The 26,649-nt window shown below is 71.6% G+C and carries 26 protein-coding genes; 17 read left to right on the top strand and 9 right to left on the bottom strand.

Annotation, left to right across the window (positions count from 1 at the left end; all coding sequences use genetic code 11):
- Positions 1 to 112 precede the first annotated feature (112 nt).
- The gene (locus tag ACIBG4_RS30950; protein ID WP_397204807.1) at positions 113 to 1,654 is read right to left on the bottom strand and encodes an ISL3 family transposase; all 1,542 of its coding nucleotides are present in this window, start codon (positions 1,652 to 1,654) and stop codon (positions 113 to 115) included.
- 257 nt (positions 1,655 to 1,911) lie between these two features.
- Here ACIBG4_RS30950 and ACIBG4_RS30945 point away from each other — a divergent pair, with 257 nt between their 5' ends.
- From ACIBG4_RS30945 to ACIBG4_RS30930, 4 genes are all read left to right on the top strand, one after another.
- Positions 1,912 to 2,145: a hypothetical protein gene (locus tag ACIBG4_RS30945; RefSeq protein ID WP_397204806.1), complete on the top strand. Its 234-nt coding sequence runs from the start codon at positions 1,912 to 1,914 to the stop codon at positions 2,143 to 2,145.
- A gap of 102 nt (positions 2,146 to 2,247) precedes the next feature.
- The gene (locus ACIBG4_RS30940) at positions 2,248 to 2,847 is read left to right on the top strand and encodes a hypothetical protein (protein WP_397204805.1); all 600 of its coding nucleotides are present in this window, start codon (positions 2,248 to 2,250) and stop codon (positions 2,845 to 2,847) included.
- Between the two features lie 441 nt (positions 2,848 to 3,288).
- Positions 3,289 to 3,792: a hypothetical protein gene (locus ACIBG4_RS30935; protein WP_397204804.1), complete on the top strand. Its 504-nt coding sequence runs from the start codon at positions 3,289 to 3,291 to the stop codon at positions 3,790 to 3,792.
- Between the two features lie 26 nt (positions 3,793 to 3,818).
- Positions 3,819 to 4,604 carry a DUF6461 domain-containing protein gene (locus ACIBG4_RS30930; protein WP_397204803.1) on the top strand — a complete coding sequence of 262 codons (786 nt, stop codon included), beginning with the start codon at positions 3,819 to 3,821 and terminating at the stop codon, positions 4,602 to 4,604.
- 463 nt (positions 4,605 to 5,067) lie between these two features.
- Here ACIBG4_RS30930 and ACIBG4_RS30925 read toward each other — a convergent pair whose 3' ends face one another.
- Positions 5,068 to 6,057 carry a helix-turn-helix transcriptional regulator gene (locus ACIBG4_RS30925; RefSeq protein WP_397204802.1) on the bottom strand — a complete coding sequence of 330 codons (990 nt, stop codon included), beginning with the start codon at positions 6,055 to 6,057 and terminating at the stop codon, positions 5,068 to 5,070.
- Positions 6,058 to 6,151: 94 nt separating this feature from the next.
- Between ACIBG4_RS30925 and ACIBG4_RS30920 the strand changes: the two genes are divergently transcribed.
- Positions 6,152 to 6,526: a VOC family protein gene (locus ACIBG4_RS30920; protein WP_397204801.1), complete on the top strand. Its 375-nt coding sequence runs from the start codon at positions 6,152 to 6,154 to the stop codon at positions 6,524 to 6,526.
- A gap of 119 nt (positions 6,527 to 6,645) precedes the next feature.
- Positions 6,646 to 9,525 (top strand): ATP-binding protein, encoded by a 2,880-nt coding sequence (locus tag ACIBG4_RS30915; protein ID WP_397204800.1) that lies wholly within the window; start codon positions 6,646 to 6,648, stop codon positions 9,523 to 9,525.
- A 63-nt stretch (positions 9,526 to 9,588) separates the two neighbouring features.
- Here the strand turns inward: ACIBG4_RS30915 and ACIBG4_RS30910 are convergent, their stop codons facing one another.
- From ACIBG4_RS30910 to ACIBG4_RS30890, 5 genes are all read right to left on the bottom strand, one after another.
- Entirely contained in the window at positions 9,589 to 11,397 is a 1,809-nt protein-coding gene (locus ACIBG4_RS30910) for a hypothetical protein (protein ID WP_397204799.1), read from the bottom strand.
- Between the two features lie 171 nt (positions 11,398 to 11,568).
- Positions 11,569 to 12,258, bottom strand: a complete 690-nt coding sequence (locus ACIBG4_RS30905) for a FadR/GntR family transcriptional regulator (RefSeq protein WP_397204798.1) — start codon at positions 12,256 to 12,258, stop codon at positions 11,569 to 11,571.
- A gap of 4 nt (positions 12,259 to 12,262) precedes the next feature.
- Positions 12,263 to 13,396 carry a mandelate racemase/muconate lactonizing enzyme family protein gene (locus ACIBG4_RS30900; RefSeq protein WP_397204797.1) on the bottom strand — a complete coding sequence of 378 codons (1,134 nt, stop codon included), beginning with the start codon at positions 13,394 to 13,396 and terminating at the stop codon, positions 12,263 to 12,265.
- A gap of 37 nt (positions 13,397 to 13,433) precedes the next feature.
- Complete coding sequence (locus ACIBG4_RS30895; RefSeq protein ID WP_397204796.1) at positions 13,434 to 14,564, bottom strand: exo-alpha-sialidase; 1,131 nt, start codon at positions 14,562 to 14,564, stop codon at positions 13,434 to 13,436.
- Positions 14,565 to 14,704: 140 nt separating this feature from the next.
- Positions 14,705 to 15,604: a LysR substrate-binding domain-containing protein gene (locus tag ACIBG4_RS30890; RefSeq protein ID WP_397204795.1), complete on the bottom strand. Its 900-nt coding sequence runs from the start codon at positions 15,602 to 15,604 to the stop codon at positions 14,705 to 14,707.
- A gap of 99 nt (positions 15,605 to 15,703) precedes the next feature.
- On the opposite strand from ACIBG4_RS30890, the gene ACIBG4_RS30885 reads away from it, so the two are divergent.
- The 7 genes from ACIBG4_RS30885 to ACIBG4_RS30855 all read left to right on the top strand — a co-directional run bounded on the left by ACIBG4_RS30885 (position 15,704) and on the right by ACIBG4_RS30855 (position 21,118).
- On the top strand, positions 15,704 to 16,528 hold the full coding sequence (locus ACIBG4_RS30885) for an oxidoreductase (protein ID WP_397204794.1): 825 nt from the start codon (positions 15,704 to 15,706) through the stop codon (positions 16,526 to 16,528).
- A 136-nt stretch (positions 16,529 to 16,664) separates the two neighbouring features.
- The gene (locus tag ACIBG4_RS30880; RefSeq protein ID WP_397204793.1) at positions 16,665 to 17,075 is read left to right on the top strand and encodes a hypothetical protein; all 411 of its coding nucleotides are present in this window, start codon (positions 16,665 to 16,667) and stop codon (positions 17,073 to 17,075) included.
- Positions 17,076 to 17,080: 5 nt separating this feature from the next.
- A complete protein-coding gene (locus ACIBG4_RS30875) occupies positions 17,081 to 18,295 on the top strand; it encodes an NRAMP family divalent metal transporter (protein WP_397204811.1) in 1,215 nt (404 codons plus the stop codon).
- Positions 18,292 to 19,089: a hypothetical protein gene (locus ACIBG4_RS30870; protein WP_397204792.1), complete on the top strand. Its 798-nt coding sequence runs from the start codon at positions 18,292 to 18,294 to the stop codon at positions 19,087 to 19,089. The genes ACIBG4_RS30875 and ACIBG4_RS30870 overlap by 4 nt, the downstream gene beginning before the upstream one ends.
- Before the next feature lie 108 nt (positions 19,090 to 19,197).
- Positions 19,198 to 19,803 carry a hypothetical protein gene (locus ACIBG4_RS30865; protein ID WP_397204791.1) on the top strand — a complete coding sequence of 202 codons (606 nt, stop codon included), beginning with the start codon at positions 19,198 to 19,200 and terminating at the stop codon, positions 19,801 to 19,803.
- A 151-nt stretch (positions 19,804 to 19,954) separates the two neighbouring features.
- A complete protein-coding gene (locus ACIBG4_RS30860) occupies positions 19,955 to 20,476 on the top strand; it encodes a DUF6328 family protein (RefSeq protein ID WP_397204790.1) in 522 nt (173 codons plus the stop codon).
- Positions 20,477 to 20,749: 273 nt separating this feature from the next.
- On the top strand, positions 20,750 to 21,118 hold the full coding sequence (locus tag ACIBG4_RS30855) for a hypothetical protein (RefSeq protein WP_310712109.1): 369 nt from the start codon (positions 20,750 to 20,752) through the stop codon (positions 21,116 to 21,118).
- A 59-nt stretch (positions 21,119 to 21,177) separates the two neighbouring features.
- Here the strand turns inward: ACIBG4_RS30855 and ACIBG4_RS30850 are convergent, their stop codons facing one another.
- Entirely contained in the window at positions 21,178 to 21,594 is a 417-nt protein-coding gene (locus tag ACIBG4_RS30850) for an SRPBCC family protein (RefSeq protein WP_310712110.1), read from the bottom strand.
- A gap of 68 nt (positions 21,595 to 21,662) precedes the next feature.
- Positions 21,663 to 22,643: a carbohydrate kinase gene (locus ACIBG4_RS30845; RefSeq protein ID WP_397204789.1), complete on the bottom strand. Its 981-nt coding sequence runs from the start codon at positions 22,641 to 22,643 to the stop codon at positions 21,663 to 21,665.
- Positions 22,644 to 22,846: 203 nt separating this feature from the next.
- Here ACIBG4_RS30845 and ACIBG4_RS30840 point away from each other — a divergent pair, with 203 nt between their 5' ends.
- Genes ACIBG4_RS30840 through ACIBG4_RS30825 form a run of 4 tightly spaced genes read left to right on the top strand, consistent with a single transcriptional unit; the run spans position 22,847 to position 26,648 of the window.
- Positions 22,847 to 23,836: a sugar ABC transporter substrate-binding protein gene (locus ACIBG4_RS30840; RefSeq protein WP_355435598.1), complete on the top strand. Its 990-nt coding sequence runs from the start codon at positions 22,847 to 22,849 to the stop codon at positions 23,834 to 23,836.
- Position 23,837: 1 nt separating this feature from the next.
- Entirely contained in the window at positions 23,838 to 24,809 is a 972-nt protein-coding gene (locus ACIBG4_RS30835; RefSeq protein WP_310712113.1) for an ABC transporter permease, read from the top strand.
- Entirely contained in the window at positions 24,806 to 25,615 is an 810-nt protein-coding gene (locus tag ACIBG4_RS30830; protein WP_397204788.1) for an ATP-binding cassette domain-containing protein, read from the top strand. The genes ACIBG4_RS30835 and ACIBG4_RS30830 overlap by 4 nt, the downstream gene beginning before the upstream one ends.
- Before the next feature lie 19 nt (positions 25,616 to 25,634).
- Positions 25,635 to 26,648, top strand: a complete 1,014-nt coding sequence (locus ACIBG4_RS30825; protein ID WP_355435589.1) for a LacI family DNA-binding transcriptional regulator — start codon at positions 25,635 to 25,637, stop codon at positions 26,646 to 26,648.
- Position 26,649 lies beyond the last annotated feature (1 nt).

Genomic DNA, 26,649 nt, shown 5'->3' with positions numbered 1-26,649 from the left:
CCCGCTACGACAAGCTCGCCGTTCACTACCAGGCAAGTGTCACCATCGTCTGCCTGTTGCTATGGCTCACATGAGATCCACAAAACAGGCCCTAGCGCTGATCTCCTTGCGTTCAGATGATCAAGAGTCGTCGGCGGAGTAGGTCGAGGTTGGCTCGGCCGTACATGCTTCTCTTGATCATTTTCAGTCGGTTCACGGTCCCCTCAGTAGGACCGTTGCTCCAGGGCAGGGTAAGTCCGGCAGTGACAGCATCCTGGTCGCGGATGAGGCTAGTCGTGAAGCGGTGGAGCGCGGGCAGGTCATCGGCCCGGACAGCCTCGATCCAGGTCGGTAGCCTGGCTCCGTCTAGGTTCTGGATCATGTTGGCGAAGCTGCCGACGTGATGACGTGTGGCCTCCAGTTCGGGGCAGCGCGCGAGGATGTTCTTGAGCTGCACGGTGGCGCCCGCGCTCAGGTGGTCGGGGTCGGACATGATCCAGCCGGCGACTATGCGCGGTTTCGGGGGTGTCGGCGCGGTCGGGGGTGGGTCCGTCCGTTCACGCAGCTGGGCGACGTAGCGTTCGACGGTGCGCAGGCTGCCGCGCCAGCCCAGGAGCTGGATCTCGCGATGCAGTGCCGTGGCGTTGCAGAGCCCGTCAGCGAAGCGCTGGTGCAGGTGGTCCATGAACCGGTCCAGACGGCTCGCACGATTGTTGGCCCTGCCCAGGTACTGCTCCAGGGGCGTGCCGGCGAAGCGGTAAACGGTGCGCTCGCTGATCCCGAGCTCGCGGGCGGCCTCGGCGCGGGACCGGCCTGCGGCCAGCAGTTCGTGGATCGCGACGTGGCGTTGCCGATGCCGCCGGGCCAGCGGGTACTCGATCGGCGGATCCGGTTGCGGTGGCGGGCCGATCTGGCTGTGCTGTTCATCGGCTACGTGGTTGTCCTCAAGGGGCGGCTCGGGCAGGCAGGCGGCGTGTGCGGAGACCGTCTTGTCCACTGCCGCGCCCAGGTTCGCCCACAGATGCCAGCGGTCGGCCACCTCGATGGCATCCGGTGCGCCGCGACGGACTCCGTCGGCGTAGGACCCTGCGCGGTCCCGGCAGATCACCGCGATGCCGGGACGCTCGGCCAACCATGCGGCCAGTGTGTCGGCGTCGCGGCCGGGGAAGATGTCGATCGGCCGGCGGGTCTGCATATCGATGATCACAGTTCCGTACACGGCGCCCTTGCGCAGTGCGAAATCGTCGACCCCGATCACCGTCGCCGCCGCCGCGGGCGGCTCGGGCAGCGCACGGACCAGCCGGATCAGGGTGTCTCGACAGGCTGGCATGCCCAGCTTGGCGGCCATACGAGATCCGGCGCGGCCAGCCAGCGCCAATCCGATTGCGGCCAAGCGGTCGGTCAGCCCGGCCGTGCGCCGCGCGAACGGCGCGGTCAGGCCGGGGATCTGCTCAGCGAACGTCACCGCACCGCATCCAGGATCATCGCAGCGGAACCGTCGGACGCCGACGTCGATTCGCACCGGGCGACCGGAAAGCGGCAGGTCGGTCAGCCTCCGGCGATAGCCCCCGTGCGTCCTGGCCGACACCGTGCCGCACCTCGGGCACGCAGCCGTGCGCATGGTCGAGCTGACCGTGAACACGACCGCGCCTTCCTCGACCTGCGCTGACTCCACGCGGGCTAATGCAAGGTGTGGCAGCAGTAACTCAATCCCATGATCGATGCACGCGAACCAGCATCACCAACCCGCACACCTCGACGCAGGAACAATACGCACCTGGTCTACACAAAAACAAGATCAGCGCCAGAGCCCAACTTCGATGACACGAGGACTGGTATGTCGACACCCATCGAAGTGACAGTGCCCAGGTCAGGAGGAGACCTCACTGTCATCTTCGCTGCGTCCAGACAGTTGGCCGGCGTCCTCTACGCATGGCGTTGGTGGTTGAGCCACAGCAGGACGAGTCCTTCGCCTCGCGGGTTGATCGGATGGCGGTAGGGAACGGATGCCCGCCGTGGACGATCGTCGAGTGGCTGGGGCTGGATGTGCGGGCCACGTCCGGCGATGTCCGCTCGCTGGCGTACGGCATCGTTGCGGCCCCGGAGATGTGTCAGGTGATCAGGGCTGCCGCCGGGGTAGGCGCCTGGATGCGATCCCTAGAATGATCATTCCTGCATGACCTCGATATGGAGTCCGAGCTGGCTTCCACAGGGACAACGGTGTGACTGTTCTCGGGCGGATGATTCTGCGGAAAGGTGGATCAGGGGGTGTTCGATGAGATCGTCGCTCACTACGACGACCTGATCGCCGAGATCGGGGACACCATCGCCTACACGGTGACGATCCCTGATTCCGGCATCCTTACCCTCGAAGAGGCCATGCACCGCATGGGGTTCGACCCGGCCGCACTGCAGGCCCCTGGACAACTGCACTCCGTCGGCAGCCTCTCCCTCTACCAGGTCGGCGCTGGCATCGCCACCCTGGATTGGATCAATCCGGCGGAGGAGCGCCGACAGGTGACCGATCGACTGGCGGGCGTAGGACACCGGCACTGGCAGGTGTCCTACGACATGGCGTGCAACACTGTGATGTATGTCCGTTACGGGGCCGACGAGGGCTGGGTCGAACACCCCGAGCCGGCCCGCCTTCCCTTCACCCACTGGACGGAGTACCTGGGTCCGCTGATCGGCTACGCCGGCTTCTTGGCAAGCGGCTACGACAGCGAGGAGGCGGAGGCCGAGGTGGACATGACCGCGGCCTGCCTGACCGTGGTCGAGCTGGAAAGCGGCGTCCGGCTGGATCGGGAGTTGATGGACGGTCCGCGCACGGTGCTGCCACTCCCTGAACCGGACTTCGCCCAGTTCTAGGCTCCGCTGTCATGTTCAGTGACGCCAGACAGTTGTTGTCTGAGGCGCTGTAGCGTTATGGCCGCTTGGCGGGCTCGATTGTGCTGGGATGGCAGAGTGAGTGAGCGGCAGCCGGGTCCTCCACCACCTCAAGATCCGACACGTCGACCCGGCACTGCTCAAAGTGCTCGCTCTCGGGAACCCGGCGCGCCCCGCCACCTGCACCCGGCCGAAACCGTCGAAGACCTGGGCCTGCCCGAGGTGGCGCTGCTTTGGGCCGGCGAAGGCTTACGTCCCTGGGAGACCGCCTTACCCAGCCTGCCGCTGCTCAGGTGAGCGCACCTCGGCGCACGAACCGATGGCCTGGCCAGAACTCCTGAACGAAGGCGAGCACGGCCACACCACGACACCCGAGCTCGGATCGGCCGGAAGTGTCAGTACATGATCATACTCTTGCCGACCATGACCACTACTCGCGCCGTCTCGTTCGACCTCTGGGTTTCCTATGGGCAGGCATATCTCGTTGATGACACCGACGGCAACCCGGGCTACGCCACCTTTGCCGATGATCATCCCGATCGTCCCGTCGGAATCATCCGTGTGGAGGACGGCGCCGCTCTCTTGCTCACGGGTACGCACACGGGCACCCTCGGCATTTCGGCGACCGTGGCTGACCACGACCCGGGAGCGAACACCAACGAGTATGAGGACATTGTGGAGATCAGCTTCCGGTCCGAGGCCGGGCGGCTCTCGCTGTGCGAGTGGGGAGGCGAACGCGCCCACGAGCTGCCCGAGTTGCCTTCGGGGCCGGGGTGGTATCGGCTGCGCTATCACGCGGTGAACATGGACGAGGAGTCGGAAGCGGAAGATCGCTATCTGCTCCAGATCTGGCCACAGCCTGAATCCATCCCACGAATGGTCAAATGCACAAGCGCGGCACTCGCCTATTGGTGCAGTGCGGGCTGACGTCCCGGCTTCGGTAGTTTCTGACCATGGCCGATGCCGACTTCACCCCCCTTCGCGTCACCTACCGGGCGCCCAAGCTCGGCCGCACTCAGATTCGGGACTGGGCGAGAGCGAACGGCTACCTGGTCGGTGAGCGTGGCCGGATGGCTCCAGAAATCACCGAGGCCTTCTTCGCCGCCCACCCCGAGATTCTCGAGCAGGCGAGCACGTTCGAGATGGTCCGCGCCACCGCGAGAACCCCCGGCGCGTCGCCGGAGGATTACGAGTGGCAGGAGAACAGCCCACTCGGGGACATCTACACGATCGTCTTCGTTCGTGGGCTCGACGAGCACGAGACGCTGCGCCGGCTCGGGGCCGCGGACGAGGACATCCGGCTCATCATGGACGAGGACCACTCCCAGCCGGAAGGGCCGGAGATCATCACCGTGAGGCGAATCGGGGACTGGACAGTCGCGATCGAGGACCGCGGCTGGCGCGGCCTGCAACGGGAGGGTTTGGGCGTCCTGTCGCGCGACGGCGGAGAGGCCGTGGCGGTGCACCGGCATGACTACGCCCAGCACCACGTCGCCTACGCCGTCGACGGCCAGATCATCACCGACATCAACCCGGGGTTTCCCATCGACAGGCAAGGCGCGGATCCCGACTGGCTCAATCGTCACCTCCGTGAGCTGGGCATCGATCCGGCCGCCGACGACAGCATCGACAACCCCATCCCGGCGGCCCTGGCACTCGCCGGCCGCATCACAGAGGTCACGATCACTCCACAGCACCTTCGCCGCCCCGTCCTGGGTGCGGCAGTGCCCGATGCCTGATTTTGATCCAGGTGGGGATCAGATCGCGCACTGGACACCCGGCGTTCCAGGTTCCGGTGCATGGCCGCCACCGGACGAACTCGTGAAACCCAAACTCACGATCGCCCCATGACTTCTCACCATCGACGTCCTCGAACGCTGGGCCGCAGCCGCCGATCGCACCGGGCGTCACGAAGCCGCCGCCCAAGAGCGCGAATCCGAGAACTGATTCTCTCCCGGCTTCAAGCGCACGGCGTCCGACTGCCTGAAGGCTCCGCCGACAACCCTGGGTCACCGCTCAAGGGAACTTGATCTCCGGCCTGGTACTGCCGACTCTGATGACGCGAGCATCCGTAATTCGACGCATATCGAAGTGACAGTGTCCAGGTCGGGAGCAGGTCCTGCTGTCATCTTCGCTGGGTCCAGACATCACTGTCCGTCCGGACTCAAGGGCTGACCGGTGGCTGGCGGCCCGGCTCGGCGATCAGGCTTGGCGGGCGCTGGACGCCAGGCGATCGGCGAGCGCGATGACGAGGTCGCGCAGTTCGTCCGGGCGCTCGATGACGAACGGCCGGTCGAGGGAGGCGAGGAGCGGAGGCAGCCAGTCGAGCCGCTCCACCCGTAGCTCGACGTGCAGCCAGCGCTCGGTCGCCGGATCCGAGCCTGCCGCGGAGGCGGGCTCCGTTATGGTCGCCACGCTGCCGGGAAGCCGGGCGCGAATCTGCGCGACCGTCCCGTGGATCCGCAAGGTCACCTCGTGCCGGTACGCCGCTGTGGCGAACCCGGACAGGACGCGCTGCGCCGGGTCCGGTCCGGCGGGCGCCTCGAACGATCCGGGCAGGGTCCTGGCGTGCGCGACGCGATCGAGCCGGAAGGTCCGCTCTTCGCCGATCTCGGGATCGGTGCCGATGACGTACCACCGGCCCGAGTGCGTGACGATCCCGTACGGGTGCAGCGTGCGGTCGCGTCGCCGGTCGTCGCGGTCGGTGTACCTGATCGAGACCGGCCTGCGGTGGTGTACCGAGTCGGCGATGGTGAGCAGGACCCCGGCATCCGGGGTGGTGAACTCGCCGGGTGGTTCGGTGAAGGCGAGGGATTCGAGGACCGTGTCGAGCCGGTGGGCGAGGCGCTCGGGCAGCACCCGCCGGATCTTGGCCGCGGCCGTCTCACTCGCCGTGCCGGCCGCGGTCGTCAACCCCGTCCGGCGGCCGGCGATCAGGCCGAACAGCACGGCGAGCGCCTCGTCGTCACTGAGCATGAGCGGAGGCAACCGGTAGCCCGGGGCGAGGCGGTAACCCCCGTGACGGCCGCGCACCGCCTCGACGGGTATGTCGAGGTCGATCAGATGGCCGACGTACCGCCGGACGGTGCGGCCGTCGACGCCGAGCCGGTCGGCGAGCTCGGCCATCGTGCGGACGCCGCCCGACTGCAGCAGCTCCAGGAGGGTGAGCACGCGGCCGGCGGGTCGGGACATGCTCAAAGTCTAGCGACAATACTGGACCGATTCTGTCCAGTATTTGTTCTAACGTGTGACGTACCACCGCTTCTCGGACCCAAGGAGAACACCCATGGACTTCGTCTCGATCCGCATCATCACCGGCGACGTCGCGCGCCTCGTCGAGTTCTACGAGAGGGCCACCGGGCTGCGGGCGGCCTGGTCCACCGAGGACTTCGCCGAGCTCCGGACACCCAGCGCCACCCTCGCCATCGCCGGCACCCGCACCGTCCCGCTCTTCGCGCCAGGCTCCGCCCGCCCGGCCGACAACCACACCGTGATCATCGAGTTCCGGGTGGACGACGTGGACCATGTGCACCGGAACCTGGCCGGCTTCGTCACCGACTTCGTCAATGAGCCCACCACGATGCCCTGGGGCAATCGGTCGCTGTTGTTCCGCGACCCTGACGGCAACCTCGTCAACTTCTTCACCCCCGTCACCACGTGACGGCATCGCGGCGGAGGGCCCCTGGACATCGACCCGGATCCATATGATCATCGATCTCGCACCCTTCACTGACCGTGCGACGGGTCCTGGCGTGATCGCCGGACGGACCGGAGGATGCCATGACCGATGACAGGTCGGCCTCGCCGGGAGCTGTCCGGGAGCAGTGGTCCGAGCTGGTCGCGCGAGCCGGCGAGACGGCACGGATCGAGGAGGCCGTCGCCGGTGCGGCGGCCGGGGAATGCCGGCTGCTCCTCATCGACGGTGATCCGGGAGTAGGCAAGACCCGGCTGCTCGCGTACCTGATCGAGCGGGCGCACGCGGCCGGGCGGACCGTGCTCGACGGCAGCGCCACCGAGTTCGAGCGGCTAGTCCCGTTCGGCATGTACGTGGACGCCTTCACCCGGATGTCCGACGAGCACGACGAGCCGGGCGGCGCCGGACCCGGTGTCCTCGCCGAGGCGGCACTGCGTACCTTGCTGTCGGCGGGTGAGACGAGCGACACCGAGCGCGGCCGGTTAGATCGCTATCACACCTATCGAGGCATTCGAGCGCTCCTGAACCATCTGGCCACCGACCGTGGTGTGGTGCTGGCCTTCGACGACCTGCACTGGGCGGACGGGCCGTCGCTGGAGCTGACCGAGTTCCTCCTGCGCCGGCCGCCGGCCGCGGGATTCCTGCTGGCCGTCGCCTGCCGGTCGTCCATGATCCCTCCGATGGTGGCCGAGGCCGTCGCCCGGCGGGATCGGCGCGTCACCCGGCTGAGCCTGGCCCCGCTCGACGAGAACGGGGTCGCGCTGCTCATGCCGTCCGACACGAGCCCGCGCCGGCGGACGCTGATGTACCGGGTCAGTGGCGGCAACCCGCTGTTCCTGCGGGCGTTGCTGGACGCCGACGACCACACCCTGGCAGAGCTGGCCGACGGCCGGCCCGGGGCGGCGCTCGCCCTGGAGCGGGAGCTGCTGGCGGTGCTGCGCGGGGAGCTGGACCGGCTCACGCCGGCGGCCCGCCGGGCGGCTCACGCGGCGGCGGTCGCCGGAGAGCTGGCCTCGCCGGTCGTGATCGCCCACGTCGCCGAGCTCGACGCCGCGACCGCCGCCGCCGCCGTGGACGAGCTGTGCCGGCAGGGGCTCGGCACGCTGGCGGGCGCGCGGTTCGCCTTCCACCATCCGCTGGTGCGCGGCGTCGCGTACGACACCTGTGGCCCGGGCTGGCGCGTCGCGGCGCACGCGCGGGCCGCCGGCTACCTGCGCGGCAACGACGGATCGCTGGCGCTGCTCGCCCACCACACCGAGCGGTACGCCGAGCACGGCGACGAGCAGGCCGCCCGGACGCTGGCAGAGGCCGGCATCGCCTACCTGGACTCCGCGCCGGCGACCGCCGTGCGGCTGCTCCGCGACGCCCTGCGGGTGCTGCCGGAACGCGACGACCTCGTGCCGTACCGCGGCCACCTGCTCACCTGCCTGGCGAAGGGGACCGGTGTGATGGGCTCGCTCACCGAGAGCCGGCGCATCCTGCACGAGGTCATCCACCTGCCGCACGAGGTGGCCGCGGCGGCGGTGGCCTTCTCCTCCGTGATCTCCCGGCTGCTCGGCCGGCTGGACGAGGCACGCGCCCTGCTGAGCGCGCACACCGGACGGGCCGGGCACGACTCGCGGCTCCGCGCCCAGCTCCTGCTGGAGCGAGCCTGCGTCGCGGTGCTTCGGGCGGACCCGGGTGAGGCCCGCCGGCACGCGCGCGAAGCCGTCGCGCTCCTGTCCGAGACCGCCGATCCGGTGCTCAGCGCCGCGACGTACGCGGTGCTGGCCCTGGCGTGCCTGCAGGACGGCGACATCTCCGCGGGCCGGGCGCACAGCGGGCGAGCCGGCTGGCTGATGGACAGCGCGTCGGACAACGCCCTGGTGTCGCACGTGGAGCTCGTCGCGCCGCTCTCGTGGGCCGAGACCCTGCTGCAGCGGCCCGGCGACGCCGAGCGCCACCTCGCCCGTGGGGTGGACCTCGCGACGATGTCCGGCGGCAGCTACGCGATGCCCTACCTGCTCATCGCCCAGGCCCACCAGCAGGCGCGGGCCGGCCGCCTGGCGGAGGCCATCGAGACCGCGAACCACGCCGCCACGGCGTCGGAGTACATCCAGAGCAGCGAGACCCTGGCGATGGCCCGCTGCGTCATGCTGTTACCGGTGCTGTGGCGGCACGGCACCGGTCCCGCCATGAAGCTCGCCGCCCGGCTCGCCGAGGCGGCTCCAGGTTCGGCCTGGTGGCAGGCCATGGCGCATCTGTCCGCGGCCCGGGTCCGCCTGGCCGCCGGCCGTGCGCAGCCGGGGCACGCGCCGCCGCTGCCATCGGTCCTCACCCGTGACACCGAGGTGGAGCGGCTGGCCGTGCAGTCGCTGCAGGCCGGGGCCGAGGGCGACGTCGGCGCCGCGCTCCGCCGGTCGGCGGCCGCGGTCGCCGCCGCCGAAGGTGGTGGCGCCTACCGCGCCGGGATCGCGTACGACGCCCGCGCCCGCGCGTTGTGCGGCCACGACGACCTGACCGGAGCCGCGGCTGCTGCCCGGATCGCCGCCGAGCGGTTCGCCGAGAGCGGTGCCGTCGGCGAGCGCGGCCTGGCCCACCAGCTTCTCGCCACCGTCCACGGCCGCATGGGGGACGTGGCGTCGTCCCGCGCCGAGATCGGCCGGGCCAAGGCTGCCTACCGGGAGTCGGGTGCCGACTGGCTCGCCGGTCAGCTGGCCCGGGCGGAGCGGCGGCTGGCCGCGCGCGGCCCCCGGCAAGCGGCGCGGAGAGCCGCCGGCCCGCCGGCGCTGACCGCGCGCGAGCGCCAGGTGGCGGAGCTCGTCAGCCAGGGGCTGACCAACCGGGAGGTGGCCGAGCGTCTCCAGCTCAGCCGGAAGACGGTCGAGACGCACGTGGCACGCATCTTCAGCAAGTTCGACGTGCGGTCCCGGGTGGCGCTGGCCAGGCGCATGGCCGGCCAGGGCGACATCCCGGCAGCCGGATGACGACGATCGGAGCCTCCGGGCGGCCGCCCGGAGGCTCCGGTCATCCGTGTCGTCCGATGCCCGTCAGAAGTCGTCGGGGAGGGTGCCGGTGTTCAACCACTGTTCCGACGCCTCCCGGATCTTGTCCGGGTCGACCTTCTCCCCCTTCTGGCACGGGTCCTGCCTGACGGTCCTGGGGTTGAAGGTGACCCAGACGAGGTCGATCGGTTTCTGCAGCCCCCCACCGCTCAGCGTGGACGTCGAGACCTGCAGGCCCGGCTCGCCCGGGTCCTTGGCCTTGATCTCGCAGGGATCCCCCGTGGGGGTGTTGTCGATCGGGCCGCCTACGGGGATGGACGGCGCGCTGCTGTAGGTGGCGGGAATCCAGGTCGAGGGTGCCGGCCCGCCGCCACCGCCGGAACCGCCCCCGCCGCCCCCGACCACGGGAGCTCCCGGCATCGGCGGCAGGGGGATCGGATTGTCCAGCACCTCGGTCGGGACCGTCACCTCACCGTCGGGGCCGATGAAGTGGCAGATGCTGTCGATGTCGCTCCCGTCGCACGCCTCCTCGGGGTGGGCACTCACCCATTCCTCCAGCGCCTGGTCGGCGACCGGGTCGTCGGCGGAGGCCTGCGCGTCGACGTTGACACGTGAGAAGTCGGGCCCGTTCGGGAAGAGCGCCGGGAACTCGTGGGCCATCCAGGTGGCCAGCGCCCTGCCGATCGTGACGGCCCCCACCTCGTTGGGGTGGAAGCTCTCCTGGTTGATCTTGAAGAGCTTGAACTGCCCCAGCAGCCGGTAGCGGGGCCTCAGCCCGGTGAAGTACGGCTCCACCTGGCCGAGCTCGTGGCCGGCCACCACGCTGCTGCCGTTCGGTCCCGCCGTGTTCGGGTCGAACACATGGACGTTGACGTTCGGGTACCTGGCGCGGAACCGGTCGACCGCCTCCTTGATGGCCTTGTTCACCTCGGTGGCGAACGGATACATCAGGTCCAGGGTCGGCCCGGCGATCTGCTTGATGTCGCCGTTGCCGGACTGCTTGATGGCCAGCGGGTAGAGAGCCACGACGAGATCCGCCTGCTGCGCCACGTTATGCGTCTCCACCAGGCCCTGTTCGACGTTCGCCGAGACCTGCGGCATCCGCTTCAGCAGCCGGCCCACCTCCAGCCGGACGGCGGTCATCTGGTTGTGCACCCAGCTCGACGGCCTCAGGATCCCGTCCTCGTAGTACACCTTCACCGCGGTCTCCAGCAGCGACCCGAATCCGGCGTCGTTGCCGCCGAGCCCGAAGTAGACGATCTTGGTGTCCGCCGGGATGCCCTGGAGCTGGGGCGCGTTCCGTAGCTGCGCCGGGTCGGGTTTGTCGTCGTTCTCGTACTGCGGCTGGGTGAGGTGCTTGGTCTTGGCTCCCGACGAGGCGTTGAAGACGAACGTGTCGCCGCCCCACGTGGTGCGTATCTGGGTGGGGTCGAGCGTGTACGTCCCGACGGGATAGCGGCCCGATTCCAGGAAGGCCCATGCCGCGTGAAGGGGCGCCAGGCCGGATATGTGCCGCCAGTCGTCGACGCCGTCCGGCTTCGCCTTCCAGTAGATGCTGTTCCTGCTCGCGCCCTCGCCACCCGTGTAACTGTCGCCGACCCCGGCGATCGTGTACGCCTCCAGCGTCGTCGGAGGGGGCGTCGGTGGCGGCGTCGGCTGCACGGTGGGCGGGGAGAGCGTCGGGGGGACCGGCTTGAACGTCGGTCTGGTCGGGGGCGTGGTCGGCACGGGGACCGGCGGCCCGGCGCTTGCCGGAGCGCTGACCAGCACGGCCGCGGAGAGGGCGGCCACGAGCCCGATCAGGCCCAGCCGCCCGAGGGTGCGCCATCTCCGGAACCGGCGGGGAAGTCGCATGGACGAGCCTTCCTGTTGCTGCGATGGAAAGGGGGCGCGCATGTGCTGCCCGCATCATCCGCCGCCCGTGGGATCGCTAACATCAGGTGTCGTCCACCCGACCACCCCGACATCTGCCGATGGGTCCGACGGAGCTCGGCGTCCTCGCCGGCCAGGAGCTCGTGCGCGGGGTCAGCCGCCGGTGCCCGGGGCCGGTCCGTCCTGGAGGAGGCGGGTGTGGCTGTTGGAGAGGTGGACGCGGGCCGCCGCCCGCGCCGCGTCCGCGTCCTGCCGGGCGATCGCCCCGTAGATGTTCTCGTGCTCCGCCACGATCCCGGCGAAGCGGCCGCCCGGGTCGAGGCGGTCCCGGGGAACGACGATCATGGACGGGCCGAGCGACGAGACCAGGTCGGCGAAGTGATGGTTGCCCGTCGCCAGGGCGATGCGCAGGTGGAAGCGGTAGTCGGCGTTGACCGCCGTGCTCGGGTGGTCCGCCGCCCCGGCGAACGCGTCCAGGGCCTCGCGCAGGTCCGCGAGCTGCGCGTCCGTGCGGCGGCGGGCGGCCAGGGCGGCCGCCTCCACCTCGAACGCGGTCCGGAACTCCAGCAGCCCCGCCACGTCCTCCAGCGTCGCCTCCCCGCCGGGGCCGGTCAGGAAGCGGTTCGTGGAGGGACGGGCGAGGACGAAGCTGCCCCGGCCGTGGTGCGTCTCGACCAGCCCGGCCGCCTGCAGCCGGGAGATGGCCTCGCGCACGACGGTCCTGCTCACGCCGTACGTCTCGACCAGGCTGCTCTCGGTCGGCAGGCGCTCGCCGGGCCGGACCACGCCCTCCCTGATACGGGCCGTCAGGGTGTCGACGAGGCGCTGCGTGCGGTTGGTCATCGGGTTACCGGCCGCCGAACTCGCACTGGTCGGCGGTCCACTTGCGGGCCTGCTCGCTCAGGGTGACGCCGAGGCCGGGCCGCGAGGGCACCAGCATGCGGCCGTCGCGGATCTCCAGGCGCTCCTCGAACAGCGGCTCCAGCCACTCGAAGTGCTCCACCCACGGCTCCAGCGCGTACGCCGCGGCGAGGTGCACGTGGATCTCCATGGCGAAGTGCGGCGCGAGCTGCAGCCGCTGGTGCTCGGCGAGGGCGGCCAGGCGCAGGAACGGGGTGATGCCACCGATGCGGGGCGCGTCGGGCTGGATGACGTCGGCGGCGCCCGCGCGGATGAGCTCGGCGTGCTCGGCGACGCTGGTCAGCATCTCGCCCGTCGCGATCGGCGTGTCGAGGGAGGCGGCGAGCGCCGCGTGGCCGGCGCTGTCGTAGGCGTCGAGCGGCTCCTCGATCCACACCAGCCCGTACGGCTCCAGCGCCCGGCCGAGCCGCTGGGCGGTGGGGCGGTCCCACTGCTGGTTGGCGTCCACCATGAGGGGGACGGCGTCGCCGAGGTGCTCGCGGACCGCGTTGACGCGGGCCAGGTCCACCCGCGAGTCGGGGTGACCGACCTTGATCTTGATGCCGCCGATGCCGCGCTCCAGGGCGGCGGTGGCGTTGTCCATGACCTGCTCGACGGGGGCGTGCAGGAAACCGCCCGAGGTGTTGTAGCAGCGGACGGAGTCGCGGTGGGCGCCGATGAGCTTGGCCAGGGGGAGGCCGGCGCGCTTGGCCTTGAGGTCCCACAGCGCCACGTCGATGGCGGCGACGGCCTGCGTGGCCAGGCCGCTGCGCCCGACGGACGCACCGGCCCAGACCAGCTTGTCCCACAGGCGGGCGATGTCACTGGGGTCCTCGCCGAGCAGCTCGGGGGCGATCTCGCGGGCGTGGGCGTACTGCCCGGGGCCGCCGGCGCGCTTGGAGTAGCCGAACCCGACGCCCTCGTGGCCGCTCTCCGTCCCGATCTCGGCGAACAGGAACGCGATCTCGGTCATCGGCCGCTGCCGCCCGGTGAGCACCTTGGCGTCGCTGACGGGGGTGTCGAGGGGGAGGTAGGCGGAGGACAGCCGCACCCACGTGATGCGGTCGGAGGCAGACATCATGCCGGTCATCATATGACTCGCCATGTTGTCGGACAACTCACGGCCTCACGAGTTCGGCGAGGGGGAGGCGGAGGAAGGTGATGGTCTCGTACGCGGAGAAGTCGCCCGTCTCGAACAGCAGCCCGACCGTGTCCGCGTCCACCCGCGCCAGATCCGAGTAGGCGGCGGGCAGACCCGACACCGTGTACGCGGGACGCCAGGTGACGCCGTCGTCGCCGCTCACGCGCACGGTCATCACGGCCCGCGCGTCCGGGGCGGCGGGGCCGGACAGGAGGAGCACGCCCGGGTCGTCCCAGGCCAGGACGCTGCACTCCACGACCGGGCACACCACGCCGGCCTGGGGGCGGAACGGCAGCTCCAGCGTCTGCCCGCCGTCGGCCGAGTACGCGTCGGCGCGGGTGCCCGGCGCGGCAGAGTCGGTGCGGCAGTTGAGGTAGAGGCGGCCGCCGGGCAGCTCGGCGGCCGTGGTCTCGTTGACGTTGACGTACCCGTCGGGGTTGTCGTCGGTGTAGCCGATGCGCCAGGTCGCGCCGCCGTCGTCGCTGAGCAGGGCGTGCCCGCCGTTGTACCTGCCCTCGGTGCCGTTGTCGGCGCCGGTGGGCGGGAGCGAGTGGTTGCCGGGCACCGCGATCCGGCCCGCGTGCGGTCCGTGCCGCAGCTCGACGGCGTGGCCGGGGCCCGTGGCGTACCACCGCCACTCGGGGCGCTTGACGCCTGCGGTGATCTCGCGGGCCTCCGACCAGGTGGCCCCGTCGTCGTCGCTCGTCTGGACGTACACGCGCCGGCCGTTCGCGGCCGGGACCTGGCCGCGCCGGATCTTGTCCTCCGTGGCGTCGGCGGCGTTGCGCACGTGGACGAGCACGACGCGGCCGTCGCGGGTGACGACCGGGGCGGGGTTGCCGGCGGTCCCGCCGCGCGGCTCGCGCGCCACCACCTGGAGCGGGCCCCACGTCGCGCCGCCGTCCGCGGAGCGCTTCAGGACCAGGTCGATCCGGCCGGCGTCCCCGGCTGCGTCGCGCCGCCCCTCGGCGAAGGCCAGGACGGTGCCCGCGGCGGTGACCACGACGGCGGGGATGCGGAAGGTGTGGTAGCCCTCGGTGCCGGCCCGGTACGGCACGGAGGTGGAGGTGCCGGCCCGGTACGGCACGGAGGCGGGGTGGGCGTCCATGGGCGTCCCTCTCAGGGGTGGCTGCTGACGCAGGCGGTGTCGGCTGCGTGGACGCAGCATGATCGCCGCCGGGCGAGGCCGCCGGGTGGACGCGGGGGGACGCGCGCGTGAACACCCCGGGGAAGGGGCTCCCGGGGCCCCTACCCGGCGGGCCGTACGGGCGTGGCCTGGCGGCAGGCGCGCACGTAGTCCACGACCAGCGGGCGGCGGTCGCCGGCGCGCCAGGCCAGCGCCAGCCGGGACGGCGAGATGCCGCGCACCGGGCGGGTCACCACGCCGCCCAGCGTCAGGAGGGGCGCGTTGCCGCTGGCCAGCAGGCAGACGCCCCGGCCGTCCACCAGCGCCTCGTACGTCTCGGCCGTTCCGGCGATCTCGGCGCCGACGCGCACGGGCCTGCCGTCGCGGGCCTCCGTGGCCAGCCAGTAGTCACGCAGCGGGCCGGCCGTCTCCGGCAGGGCCAGGAACGGCTCGTCCAGCAGCTCGGCGAAGTCGACGACCTCGTGCCCGGCCAGCCGGTGGGTCTCGGGCATGGCCACCACCCGCGGCTCCTCGGCCACCACCGTCCAGGTGTACCTCTCGGCGTCCGGGATCGGCAGCCAGACGAACGCCACGTCGGCCGAGCCGTCCGCCAGCCCGGCGGTGGAGTCCTCCCAGCCGACCTGCCGCAGCCTGACCGTGGCCTGCGGGTGCAGGGCGGTGAAGCGGGACCTGATCGCCGGCAGCATGCCGCCCCGCCCCGGGCTGGTGCTCATGCCCACGACCAGGGTGGCGCGCTGCTCGCCGCTGACCCGGGCCACGGTCTCCCAGGCGGCGTCCCACTCGGCGAGGACCCGCCGGGCGTGCGGCAGCAGCGCCGCCCCCACCGGGGTGAGCCGCACGCCCTGGGCGGCGCGTTCGAACAGCGGCGCGCCGAGCTGCCGCTCCAGCATCCTGATCTGCTTGCTCAGCGCCGGCTGTGAGACGAACAGCCGCTCGGCCGCGCGCGTGAAGTGCAACTCCTCGGCCGCCGTCATGAAGTACCGCAGATCCCGCCCGTGCACGTCCATAACCATCAGTTATCACGCTTGCTCTTGGACGCGGACCCCGGCCCCCCGGCAGGGTGGATCACGTACGGAGCACTCCCTGTGAGAGGAACCCTGATGAACAAGGTCTGGCTGGTCACCGGCGCGAACAGCGGCTTCGGCCGGGCGATCACCGAGGCGGCCGTCGCCGCCGGCGACGTGGTCGTGGCCACCGCCCGCCGGGTGGCGACCCTGGACGACCTGGTGGCGGCGCACCCCGACCAGGTGGAGACGCTGCCGCTGGACGTCACCGACGCCGCCGGTGTCGAGGCCACGGTGCGGCAGGTGGCGGAGCGCCACGGGCGGATCGACGTGCTGGTCAACAACGCGGGCCGCAGCCACGTCGGCGCCGCCGAGGAGACCACGGACGCCGAGCTGCGCGCGCTGTTCGACCTGCACGTGTTCGGCCCCGCCGCGCTGGCGCGGGCGGTGCTGCCGCACATGCGCCGCCGCCGCTCCGGCGCGATCGTGCAGCTCAGCAGCATGGGCGGGCAGATGTCCTTCGCGGGCTTCGCCGCCTACAGCGCCACGAAGTTCGCGCTGGAGGGCATGTCGGAGGCGCTCGCGGCCGAGGTCCGCCCGCTGGGCATCAAGGTGCTGATCGTGGAGCCCGGCGCCTTCCGCACCTCCCTGTTCGCCAACATCACGGCCAGCGACCCGATCGACGACTACGACGACACGGTCGGCCCGACGCGGCGGATGGCCGAGACCGGCGACGGCACGCAGCCGGGCGACCCGGCCAAGGCCGCGGCGGCCATCATCACCGCCCTGGAGGCCGAGGACACCCCGCTGCGGCTGCCTCTCGGAGACGACGCCGTGGACGCGATCGTCGGCCACCTCGACGCCGTCCGCGCGGAGATCACCGCCTGGGAGAAGGTCGCCCGCGACACCCGTCTGGGCTGAGGACCCGGGTGACTATGATCGCCGCCTGAGGGAAGCCTGCCTCCATGACCGATGAGGGGCTGGTGCTGCTCATGGCATGGGCGCAGTTGCTCACCCTGCTCGGCGTGCTGGCCTACTTCCTGCTGCGCGGGCGCTCATGAGGGCGTTCCTGGCCGCCGCCGCGCTGGTGCTGATGCTCGGCGGGTGCGTGAGCCCGGCCTGGGACGACCACGACTACGCGCTCAAGGCGCAGCAGACGACCCAGTCCGTGGTGTCGACCGTCGAGGTCGTCCGGCTGGCCGTCCAGCACTCCGGCGAGCTCCACCGGCCGTACCTCAAGGTGGTGCTGACCGAGGCGGCGACGGACCTCGGCACCCTCGCCCAGCAGTTCGGGGGCGTGCAGCCGCCCTCCGACGCCTCCGACGAGGTGCGCGACCGCACGCTGGAGCAGCTCCAGCAGGCCCAGGACCAGGTGGACGCGCTGCTCATCGAGGTCCGGCGGGGCGGCGTCGAGCACCCGGACCGGGCCGCCGCGCGGCTGGAGAAGCTGGCGAAGGAGCTGCGGTGAAGAAGATGTTCGCCGTGACGCTCGGCATCCTCACGGCGTTCGGCGGGTTCGTGGACATCGGCGACCTGGTGGCCAACGCGCTCGTGGGAGCCAGGTTCGGCATGTCGCTGGCCTGGGTGGTCGTGGTCGGCGTGGTCGGGATCTGCCTGTTCGCCGAGATGTCCGGCCGCATCGCCGCCGTCTCGCAGCGGCCCGTCTTCGACCTCGTACGCGAACGGCTCGGGCCGAGGGCGGGCGTGGTCAACCTCGGGGCGTCGTTCTTCGTCAGCCTGCTCACCCTCGCCGCGGAGATCGGCGGCGCGTCGCTCGCCCTGGAGCTGGCCACCGGGGTCAACTACCTGCTGTGGGTGCCGGCCGTGGCGCTCGTCGCCTGGCTGGTGATGTGGCGGGTCAAGTTCGAGACCATGGAGCGGGTCTTCGGGCTCCTCGGGCTGGTGCTGGTGGTGTTCGCCGTCGCGCTGTGGAAGCTCGGGCCCGACTGGGGGGAGCTGGCCGGCCAGCTCGCCTCGCCGCCGCAGGCCGAGGGCGCGCCGACGTACTGGTACTACGCCGTGGCCCTGCTCGGCGGCGCCATGACGCCGTACGAGGTGTTCTTCTTCTCCTCCGGCGGCGTGGAGGAGAAGTGGACGCGCGAGGACCTGAGTGTGGCGCGGGCCAACGTGTTCGTCGGCTTCCCCCTCGGCGGGGTGCTGTCCCTGGCCATCGCGGCCTGCGCCGCCACCGTGTTCCTGCCGGTCCAGGCGCAGGTGGACTCGCTGGCGCAGATCGTGCTGCCGGTCGGCCTGGGCCTCGGCCAGGCCGGGCTCGCGCTCGTCATCCTCGGCGTGTTCGCGGCCACGTTCGGCGCCACCCTGGAGACCGCGCTGTCGTGCGGCTACACCCTCGGCCAGTACTTCGGCTGGCAGTGGGGCAAGCTGGTGCGGCCCGTCGACGCCGCCAGGTTCCACACCGTGGTGCTCGTGACGGTGGTCCTGGCCGCCGCGCTCATCCTCACCACCATCGACCCGATCATGGTGACGGAGTACTCGCTGGTGTTCTCGGCCGTGGCATTGCCGCTGACGTACCTGCCCGTCCTGATGATCGCCAACGACCCCGACTACATGGGCGAGCGGGTCAACAGCCGCTGCACCAACGCGCTCGGCACCTTCTACATGCTGCTCCTCGGCGTGGTCGCCGTGGTGGCGATCCCGCTCATGATCGCGACGAAGGCGGGCCAATGAGAGCCAGAGAGATCCACGCGGGGCTGCACCTGCTCGACCGGCAGGTGGTGCGCGTCTCCACCGGCAGGCTCGTCTGCAAGGTGGACGACCTGGAGCTGACCGGCGACCCGCCGTACGTGACCGCGATCCTGGCCGGCCCGCTGGCGCTCGGCCCCCGCCTCGGCGGTATCCCAGGCCGGCTCATGGTGGCGCTCGCCGAGCTCCTCAGCCCGCAGGAGCGCCCCCAGCCGTGGCGCATCCCCATGCACCTGGTCACCGAGCTGGGCGCCGCCGTCGAGGTGGGGGGCGAGCCGGAGGAGCCCGCGCTGGAGACCTGGGCCAGGCAGAACATCGTCGCCAGGATCCCCGGCAGCGGCGGCGATTCCGCGCAGCGGAAGAACCCCGCGACCCACGGTGACGTCCCTGCCGCGCGGCTCAGCGCCTACCTCGACCGGCCGGTGATCGACTCCGACGGCGTGCCCGTCGGCCGGGTGGCCGACATCCGGCTGCGTCAGGACGGCCCGCTGCTGCGGCAGGTGCAGCAGGCGTTCACCGTCGCGGACCTCATCGTGGTGCCCGGCTGGCGATCCCGGCTGTTCGGCTATGAGCGCGGGCCCGGCGGCCGGGCCCCCTGGCTGGTCAGCGCCTTCCTCCGCGGCAGGTTCGCCGGCGCCAGGCTGGTCCGGTGGGAGCAGGTCGGGACGGCCGGGTACACGGGGCCCGAGTCCGGGAAGCCCGCGTTCCGGCTCGACGTGCCCGTCGCGCGGCTGGCCCCGCTCAGCGACCTCTACGAGCCCGACCCCCGGCGGCGGTAGCGTCACCAACTCTTGGGGCCCACGAGGGACCCGGCCGGTCGACCGGCCAGGCGGGCGCTCCTAGCGTGGTGGGGGACAGGCGAGGGAGTCCGGAGAGGGGAGGCGGCGATGTTCGTCCAGGTCTTCCAGGGGCGGGTGGCCGACGTGACCGAGGCCCGCCAGGCGCTGGACCGGTGGGCCCGCGATCTGGCGCCCGGCTCGCACGGCTGGCTCGGCACCACCGCCGGCGTGACCGCCGACGGCACGCTGGTGGCCGTGGCCCGGTTCGAGTCGCGGGAGGAGGCGCGGCGCAACTCCGACCGGCCCGAGCAGACCCAGTGGTGGATGGAGACCGCCAAGCTGTTCTCCGGCGAGGTGGCCTTCCACGACTGTGACCAGGTGGACGTGTACCTGCGCGGAGGGTCCGACTCGGCCGGGTTCGTCCAGGTGATCGAGGGGCGGGTCCGCGAGCCGGAGCGCGTGCGGGAGGTGCTGCGCCGCATCGAGCCGGACCTCGACGGGTGCCGGCCCGACCTCATCGGCGGGCTGGCGGCCGTGTCCGCCGACGGCGGGTACGTCGAGACCGCGTACTTCAGCTCCGAGGAGGAGGCGCGGCAGGGGGAGAGCAAGGAGCTGCCGGCGCGGCTGCGCGAGGCGTTCGAGGAGCTGATGGGGCAGTTCGAGGGCGCGCCGGTCTACCACGACCTGCGCGAGCCCTGGTTCTACTCGCCCTGACCCCGCCGTCCGGTCCTTGATCAGCGGCTTCGCCCGCCGCGCCGTCTCCGCCGCCCGCGGAGGAGGTTTCGCCGCCCCGCGCCCGGAAAGACGAGGCGCGAGGTCAGTGCAGAACGTCCGCGTGACGGCAAGAGGTGGAAGGGCGGCCCAGGTGGATCAGGAGTTGGAGTCCGGGAAGGAGCGCGCCGACCGCAACTTCGTCGAGTTGCTGCAGGGCGCTCGCGTGGCGGTGACCGGGGTCCAGGTGCTGTTCGCCTTCCTGCTCACGGTGCCGTTCTCGCCGGGGTTCGTCCGGCTCGGGGAGGGCGACCGGCGGCTGTTCTACGTGGCGCTGGTCAGCGCGGCCGTCGCGTCCATCTGTTACATCGCGCCGGCGACGCAGCACCGGGTGCTGTTCCGGCAGGGGCTGAAGGAGACGCTCGTACGGCGCTCCAACGCGTACGGGATCGCCGGGGCGCTGGCGCTGGCCGTGTCGATGACCGCGGCGACCATGCTGGTGGTGGACTTCCTGTTCCACAGCGCCATCGGGATGGTCACGGCCGGGGCCGTCGCGCTGCTGGCGGTGTGGGCGTGGTTCGGGCAGCCGGCGCTCGACCGGTCCCGGGCGGCGGAGGACGCCGGCGACGCCGGCAGTTCCGGCGACACGCCCTCGCGCAGGCGCACCGGGGGATGACGAACGGCCCGCGGCACCGTATAAGGGGGAGGACGCGTCTTGCGCGCCCCCGCTCACCGCGGCCGGCGGCGAGACGAGCCGAGGGTGGCCCAGCCGCCGTGCCCCGGGCCGGCGCGGCGGCGGCCCCCACGCCTTCCCCCCGAGAACCCCACGCCTCCGCCCGAGGCTCCCGGGTCGCCACCGGGGCTCCCGGCCCGTGACGCATGCCGTACGGGATGCGGGGTAACGGACCCGGAAGCACCTGTCACCAGGGGAAACACACCGGGGGGAATCGTGGCAGAGCAGAACCGGCCCGTCGAGGGCGAGCACAAGTACCAGCAGCACATCGACTCGACGGAGGAGCACGAGGAGCGGCCCGGCCGCAGCCTCGTCACCACCGACCACGACGTGATCCGCCAGTGGGCCGAGCACCGCAAGGCCCGTCCCTCCACGGTGCCGGGCACGGAGCACGAGGGACACCCCGGCGTGCTCAGGTTCGACTTCCCCGGCTACGGCGGCGGCGACCTCCAGGAGATCTCCTGGGACGACTGGTTCAGGACGTTCGACGAGCGGAAGCTGAACTTCATCTACCAGGAGCACACGAAGGACGGCAAGGAGAGCAACTTCTTCCGCCTGGAGAACCCGGACCGCGAGGACGCCTGACGACCGACAGAGCCTCGTGGCGGTGAACGGCGGTCCACGGCAGGGCCGGCCCGGTGCGCTCAGGCGCGCCGGGCGACCTCGCCGGCCAGCCGGTCGAGCGACTCGTCCAGCATGCCCCGCACCTCCGAGCGCCGCTCCTGCGACGTCTCCTCCTCGGGCTCGTCGAGCAGCGAGATGTGCACGGTGACCTCGCTGGCGCCGTCGCCCCGGTCGGAGACCTGCAGCCAGCCCGCGTAGCCGGGGTGGTCGCGCCCGCCCCACTCCACGCGCAGCTGGTCCTTCGAGGCGCCGAACAGGCCCTCGTGCTCGCCGTCGCCCGGCACCACGTCGCCGGCCGCCTCCACGGTGCCCGCGCCGCTGTCGCGCACGATCAGCCCGTGCGGCAGCCACTGGTTGACGAGCCCCACGTCGGAGGCCACCTCGAAGACCGTCGCACTGGTCGCGGGCATCTCTCGCGTCGCTTCGTACTCTGCCATCTCGACACCCCCGCCCCGGCCCTACCCGCCGCCCGCGGGGGCAAACGATCTCCGCGGGCCGGGCGGCCTCAGGCGGTCGCCCGGTCGTCCAGGTCGCGTGCCCACGGCGGGTCGGCGCCCGCGACCGCGCACGTCAGGGCCGCCACCCGGGCGGCGAACGCGGCGGCGTCGGCGGCCGTCTCCAGGTCCAGCCCGTCCAGCCGGCCGCCCAGCAGGCCCCGGTCGCCGAGCCGGTGCAGCAGCCCGGCGGTGAACGCGTCTCCGGCGCCGACCGTGTCCACGACCGTGACCCGCGGTGCCGCGACCTCCGTCCGCGCGCCGTTCAGCGAGACGAGCGCCCCGGCGCCGCCCCGGGTGACGATGACCAGCGGCGCCCCCGCGGCGTGCCAGGTGTCGCAGACCCGCTCCACCGGCTCGTCCGGGGCGAGGAAGGCGAGGTCGTCGTCGCTCAGCTTGAGGATGTCCGCGAACGCGCACCAGCGCGGCACGTCGTACGCCTCGCGCGGCGCCAGGCTCGGCCTGACGTTGGGGTCGATCGACACGGTCGCGCCGCGGCTCGCCGCCCCCGCCGCGAACGCCTCGACCGCGTCGCGGCCCGGCTGCCTGACCAGGGCCAGCGAGCCGGTGTGCAGGCACGACGCCCCGCCCAGGTCGCGGGAGGCCAGCTCGGCGGACGTCCACGCCCAGTCGGCTGCGCCCTCGGCGTGGAAGCCGTAGGCGGCCTGGCCGCGCTCGTCGAGCGAGGCGACCGCGAGCGTGCTCGGCTCGGCGGCGTCCACGCACGCCGTCAGGTCGACGCCCGAGGAGGCGAGCCGGTCGCGGAACAGCCGCCCGAACACGTCGCCCGACAGCCGCCCCAGGAACCTGGTGGGCGTGCCGAGCCGCGCCAGGGCCACGGCCGTGTTGGCGGGGCCGCCGCCCGCGTGCACCCGCAGCGTCAGCTCACCGGCCTGGGCGTCAGGCCGGCTCCCCGCCTCTTGCGGCCGCTCGGGGCCGGGCCCGTGTTCGGCGAAGGCGTCGGCCACGCACTCGCCGAGGACAGCGATCATCGGATCTTCCTTTCCGCCACGTTGCCGACCGACCACGTCTCCCAGTGTTGCCGATTCGTTACGGGGCGAAAGCATTGACGTTTCCAGGCTCGGAGTTCATCATCGCAACACAGCCAATGTCAACGTTGACATGTGTCAACGATGACATTGCGTTAGCCCTGATAGTACGATTAAAACCGAGACCACTCTGTTAGGAAGCCACCATGAAAGCAAGGCTCTCGGCCGGTCTCCTGGCTGCCGCACTGCTGGCAGCCGGATGCGGCGGCAACAGTGGGGGCGGCGGCCAGGAGGCCGGCGCCGCGAAGGTCGGACTCATCACGAAGACGGAGACCAACCCGTTCTTCGTGAAGATGAAGGAGGGCGCCGAGAAGGCCGCCAAGGCCGACGGCATGGAGCTCATGACGGCGGCCGGCAAGTTCGACGGGGACAACGCCTCCCAGATCACCGCCATCGAGAACATGGTGGCCGCCGGCGTCAAGGGCATCCTCATCACCCCGAGCGACACCAAGGCCATCGTCCCCGCCATCAAGAAGGCCAGGGACGCGGGTGTCGTCGTGATCGCGCTCGACACGCCGACCGAGCCGCAGAGCGCCACGGACGCGCTGTTCGCCACCGACAACCTCAAGGCCGGCGAGCTGATCGGCCAGTACGCCAAGGCGGCGATGGCGGGCAAGCCCGTCAAGATCGCCACCCTGGACCTGGCGCCCGGCATCACCGTGGGCCAGCTCCGCCACGACGGCTTCCTGAAGGGCTTCGGCATCGCCCAGGGCGACCCGCGGATCGTCTGCTCGCAGGACACCCGCGGCGACCAGGCCAAGGGTCAGACCGCGATGGAGAACTGCCTGCAGAAGGCGCCCGACATCAACCTCGTCTACACCATCAACGAGCCCGCCGCGCTCGGCGCCCACACCGCGCTCAAGGCCGAGGGCCGCGACAAGGACGTGCTCGTCGTCTCCGTCGACGGCGGCTGCACGGGCGTCAAGGCCGTCCAGGCCGGGCAGATCGCCGCGACGTCGCAGCAGTACCCGCTGAAGATGGCCGAGCAGGGCGTCAACGCCGTCTCCGCGTTCGCCAAGAGCGGCAAGAAGCCCTCCGGCTACACCGACACCGGCGTCACGCTGATCACCGACAAGGCGGTCCCCGGCGTCGACGCCAAGGACACCGCCTTCGGCCTGGCGAACTGCTGGGGCTGACATGGCCGTCATGCAGGCGACGCTGACGCGCCGCATCGTGTCCACGCCCACCGCGGGGCCCCTGGCGGCGCTCGTGCTGGCGTGCGTGTTCTTCTCCCTCAAGAGCGACCAGTTCCTGACCGGCGGCAACTTCTCGCTGATCATCCAGCAGGTGATGGTCGTGGGCACGCTGGCCATCGGCCAGACCCTCATCATCCTGACCGCGGGCATCGACCTGTCGAACGGCGCCATCATGGCGTTCGGCGGGATCGTGATGACCAAGCTGGCCGTGGACAGCGGGCTGCCGCCGCTGCTCGCGATCGCGGCCGGGCTGGTCGTGTGCGCGGCTTTCGGCCTGCTCAACGGGCTGCTGGTGATGAAGATCAACCTGCCGCCGTTCATCGTCACGCTGGGCATGCTGAACGTGGTGTTCGCGCTGACCCACATCTACTCGCAGGACCAGACGGTCACGAACCTGCCGCCCGCGATGACGTACCTCGGGCAGACCTTCCGCATCGGCGGCACCAACGTCACCTACGGGTCGCTGCTCACCATCGTGCTGTTCCTGCTGTTCGCCTACCTGCTCGGCCAGACCGCCTGGGGCCGTCACGTGTACGCGCTCGGCAACAGCGCCGAGGTGGCCCGCCTCACCGGCATCCGCACCAACCGGCTCCTCGTCGGCGTCTACACGGTGGCCGGTCTTGTGTACGGCATCGCGGCGCTGCTGCTGGTGTCCCGTACGGGGGTCGGCGACCCGCAGGCCGGCCAGACCGACAACCTCGACAGCATCACCGCGGTCGTCCTCGGCGGCACGAGCCTGTTCGGCGGGCGCGGGACCGTGCTGGGCACCCTGATCGGCGCCCTCATCGTGGGAGTCTTCCGCAACGGCCTCCAACTCATGGGCGTACCGTCGATCTATCAGACTCTCATCACCGGCATCCTGGTGATCCTCGCCGTCACCGTCGACCAGCTCTCCCGCAGGAGGACCCGATGACACCCGTGCTCCAGGCCCGCGGCCTGGTCAAGCGCTACGGCCACGTGACGGCGCTGGACGGCGCCGACTTCGACCTCATGCCCGGCGAGGTGCTCGCGGTCATCGGCGACAACGGCGCCGGCAAGACCAGCCTCATCAAGGCGCTGACCGGCGCCCTCCAGCCGGACGAGGGGGAGATCCTTCTCGACGGCGAGCCGGTGCGCTTCCGCGACCCCCTGGAAGCGCGCAGGCACGGCATCGAGACCGTCTACCAGGACCTCGCGGTCGCCGCCTCGCTCGACATCGCCACCAACATGTTCCTCGGCCGCGAGGTGCGCAAGCGCGGTCCGCTCGGCACGGTGTTCCGGATGCTCGACAAGAAGCGCATGCGGGAGGAGTCGGCCGAGCACATGGCCAACCTCAAGATCGGGCTGCGCTCCCTGACCCAGCCCGTCGAGTCGCTGTCCGGCGGGCAGCGGCAGGGCGTGGCCGTCGCCCGCGCGGTGGCCTGGGCCTCGCACGTCGTCGTCATGGACGAGCCCACCGCCGCGCTCGGCGTCAAGGAGTCGGGCCAGGTGCTCGACATGATCAAGCGGGTCCGGGACCGCGGCACGCCGGTCGTCCTGATCAGCCACAACATGCCGCACGTCTTCGAGATCGCCGACCGCATCCACGTCCAGCGGCTCGGCCGCCGGGTCGCCCAGATCAAGCCGGGCGACCACAGCATGGCCGAGGTCGTGGCCATCATGACCGGAGCGATGACCGTCTCCGACGGCAAGGCGGTGGTCGCGGACCAGGGGGCCGCGGAGGCCATCGGCCTGTCCTGACGCCACTACCATGGTCGGAATGCGGCGACCCACGATGGCAGACGTCGCCCGCGAGGTGGGTGTCACGGCCAAGACCGTGTCGCGGGTGCTCAACGACGACGGGCCCGTCGCGGTCGAGACGCGCGAGCGCGTCATGGAGGCGGTCCGCAAGCTCGGCTACCAGCCCAACCTCATGGCCCGCAACATGCGGGTCGGGGCGCGCGACGCCGCGATCGGGCTGGTCATCCCCGAGATGGGCAACCCGTTCTTCGGCACCGTCGCGGGCGGGGTCGAGAGCGCTGTCCGCCCGCGCGGCCTGACCCTCATCGTCGGCTCCTCCAGCGAGACGGCCGAGCTGGAGCGGTCCCTGATCGCGACGTTCCTGGCGCGGCGGGTCAGCGGGCTCATGGTGGTGCCGTCGTCCGACGGCGACCACCGCTACCTGCGCGCCGAGCGGGTCGCCGGGCTGCCCATCGTCTTCCTCGACCGGCCCGCCGTCGGCATGGCCGCCGATCACGTGGTCAGCGGCAACCGCGAGGGCGCCCGGGACGGGGTCGCCCACCTCGTCGCCCACGGGCACCGCCGCATCGGCTTCGTCGGTGACCTGCCCGCCGCCCTCTACACCCGGCGCGAGCGCTTCCAGGGCTACCGCGACGCGCTGGAGGCGGCGGGGCTGCCGTTCGACCGGGCGCTCGTCGAGAGCGGTCACGACCAGGAGGCGGCCAGCGCGGCCGTCGCGCGGCTGCTCGCACTGCCCGCCCCGCCGACGGCGCTGTTCGCGGCCAACAACTTCGCCTCCATGGGGGCGGTCGTCGCCCTGGCCCGCGCGGGGCGGCGGGACGTGGCGCTGGTCGGGTTCGACGACCTGCCGCTGGCGGAGGTGCTGGAGCCGCCGCTCACGGTCGTCGCCCAGGACCCGGCCGCGCTGGGCACGGCGGCGGCGGAGCTGGTGCTGTCGCGCCTCGACGGCCTGCCCTCGCGCGCGGCCCGCCGCGAGCTGATCCCGACGCGGCTCATCGCCAGGGGCTCGGGCGAGCTGCCCCCGGCCCGCTGAC

Origin of the sequence: Nonomuraea sp. NPDC050383 (assembly GCF_044459125.1) — a bacterium.
In the GTDB taxonomy this organism is placed as follows: Bacteria; Actinomycetota; Actinomycetes; order Streptosporangiales; family Streptosporangiaceae; genus Nonomuraea.
The sequence above is the reverse complement of the archived record's forward strand: the minus strand, read 5'-3'. Positions and strand labels throughout refer to the sequence as shown.

What these genes read in the sequence shown, in the direction of transcription:
- ACIBG4_RS30845 (WP_397204789.1), bottom strand. Translation starts at nt 22,643, where the DNA reads ATGATCGCTGTCCTCGGCGAGTGCGTGGCCGACGCCTTCGCCGAACAC.
- ACIBG4_RS30910 (WP_397204799.1), bottom strand. Translation starts at nt 11,397, where the DNA reads ATGCGACTTCCCCGCCGGTTCCGGAGATGGCGCACCCTCGGGCGGCTG.
- ACIBG4_RS30880 (WP_397204793.1), top strand. Translation starts at nt 16,665, where the DNA reads ATGAGGGCGTTCCTGGCCGCCGCCGCGCTGGTGCTGATGCTCGGCGGG.
- ACIBG4_RS30840 (WP_355435598.1), top strand. Translation starts at nt 22,847, where the DNA reads ATGAAAGCAAGGCTCTCGGCCGGTCTCCTGGCTGCCGCACTGCTGGCA.
- ACIBG4_RS30830 (WP_397204788.1), top strand. Translation starts at nt 24,806, where the DNA reads ATGACACCCGTGCTCCAGGCCCGCGGCCTGGTCAAGCGCTACGGCCAC.
- ACIBG4_RS30850 (WP_310712110.1), bottom strand. Translation starts at nt 21,594, where the DNA reads ATGGCAGAGTACGAAGCGACGCGAGAGATGCCCGCGACCAGTGCGACG.
- ACIBG4_RS30945 (WP_397204806.1), top strand. Translation starts at nt 1,912, where the DNA reads ATGGCGTTGGTGGTTGAGCCACAGCAGGACGAGTCCTTCGCCTCGCGG.
- ACIBG4_RS30875 (WP_397204811.1), top strand. Translation starts at nt 17,081, where the DNA reads ATGTTCGCCGTGACGCTCGGCATCCTCACGGCGTTCGGCGGGTTCGTG.
- ACIBG4_RS30825 (WP_355435589.1), top strand. Translation starts at nt 25,635, where the DNA reads ATGCGGCGACCCACGATGGCAGACGTCGCCCGCGAGGTGGGTGTCACG.
- ACIBG4_RS30885 (WP_397204794.1), top strand. Translation starts at nt 15,704, where the DNA reads ATGAACAAGGTCTGGCTGGTCACCGGCGCGAACAGCGGCTTCGGCCGG.
- ACIBG4_RS30925 (WP_397204802.1), bottom strand. Translation starts at nt 6,057, where the DNA reads ATGTCCCGACCCGCCGGCCGCGTGCTCACCCTCCTGGAGCTGCTGCAG.
- ACIBG4_RS30900 (WP_397204797.1), bottom strand. Translation starts at nt 13,396, where the DNA reads ATGATGTCTGCCTCCGACCGCATCACGTGGGTGCGGCTGTCCTCCGCC.
- ACIBG4_RS30930 (WP_397204803.1), top strand. Translation starts at nt 3,819, where the DNA reads ATGGCCGATGCCGACTTCACCCCCCTTCGCGTCACCTACCGGGCGCCC.
- ACIBG4_RS30895 (WP_397204796.1), bottom strand. Translation starts at nt 14,564, where the DNA reads ATGGACGCCCACCCCGCCTCCGTGCCGTACCGGGCCGGCACCTCCACC.
- ACIBG4_RS30915 (WP_397204800.1), top strand. Translation starts at nt 6,646, where the DNA reads ATGACCGATGACAGGTCGGCCTCGCCGGGAGCTGTCCGGGAGCAGTGG.
- ACIBG4_RS30835 (WP_310712113.1), top strand. Translation starts at nt 23,838, where the DNA reads ATGGCCGTCATGCAGGCGACGCTGACGCGCCGCATCGTGTCCACGCCC.
- ACIBG4_RS30865 (WP_397204791.1), top strand. Translation starts at nt 19,198, where the DNA reads ATGTTCGTCCAGGTCTTCCAGGGGCGGGTGGCCGACGTGACCGAGGCC.
- ACIBG4_RS30920 (WP_397204801.1), top strand. Translation starts at nt 6,152, where the DNA reads ATGGACTTCGTCTCGATCCGCATCATCACCGGCGACGTCGCGCGCCTC.
- ACIBG4_RS30870 (WP_397204792.1), top strand. Translation starts at nt 18,292, where the DNA reads ATGAGAGCCAGAGAGATCCACGCGGGGCTGCACCTGCTCGACCGGCAG.
- ACIBG4_RS30905 (WP_397204798.1), bottom strand. Translation starts at nt 12,258, where the DNA reads ATGACCAACCGCACGCAGCGCCTCGTCGACACCCTGACGGCCCGTATC.
- ACIBG4_RS30935 (WP_397204804.1), top strand. Translation starts at nt 3,289, where the DNA reads ATGACCACTACTCGCGCCGTCTCGTTCGACCTCTGGGTTTCCTATGGG.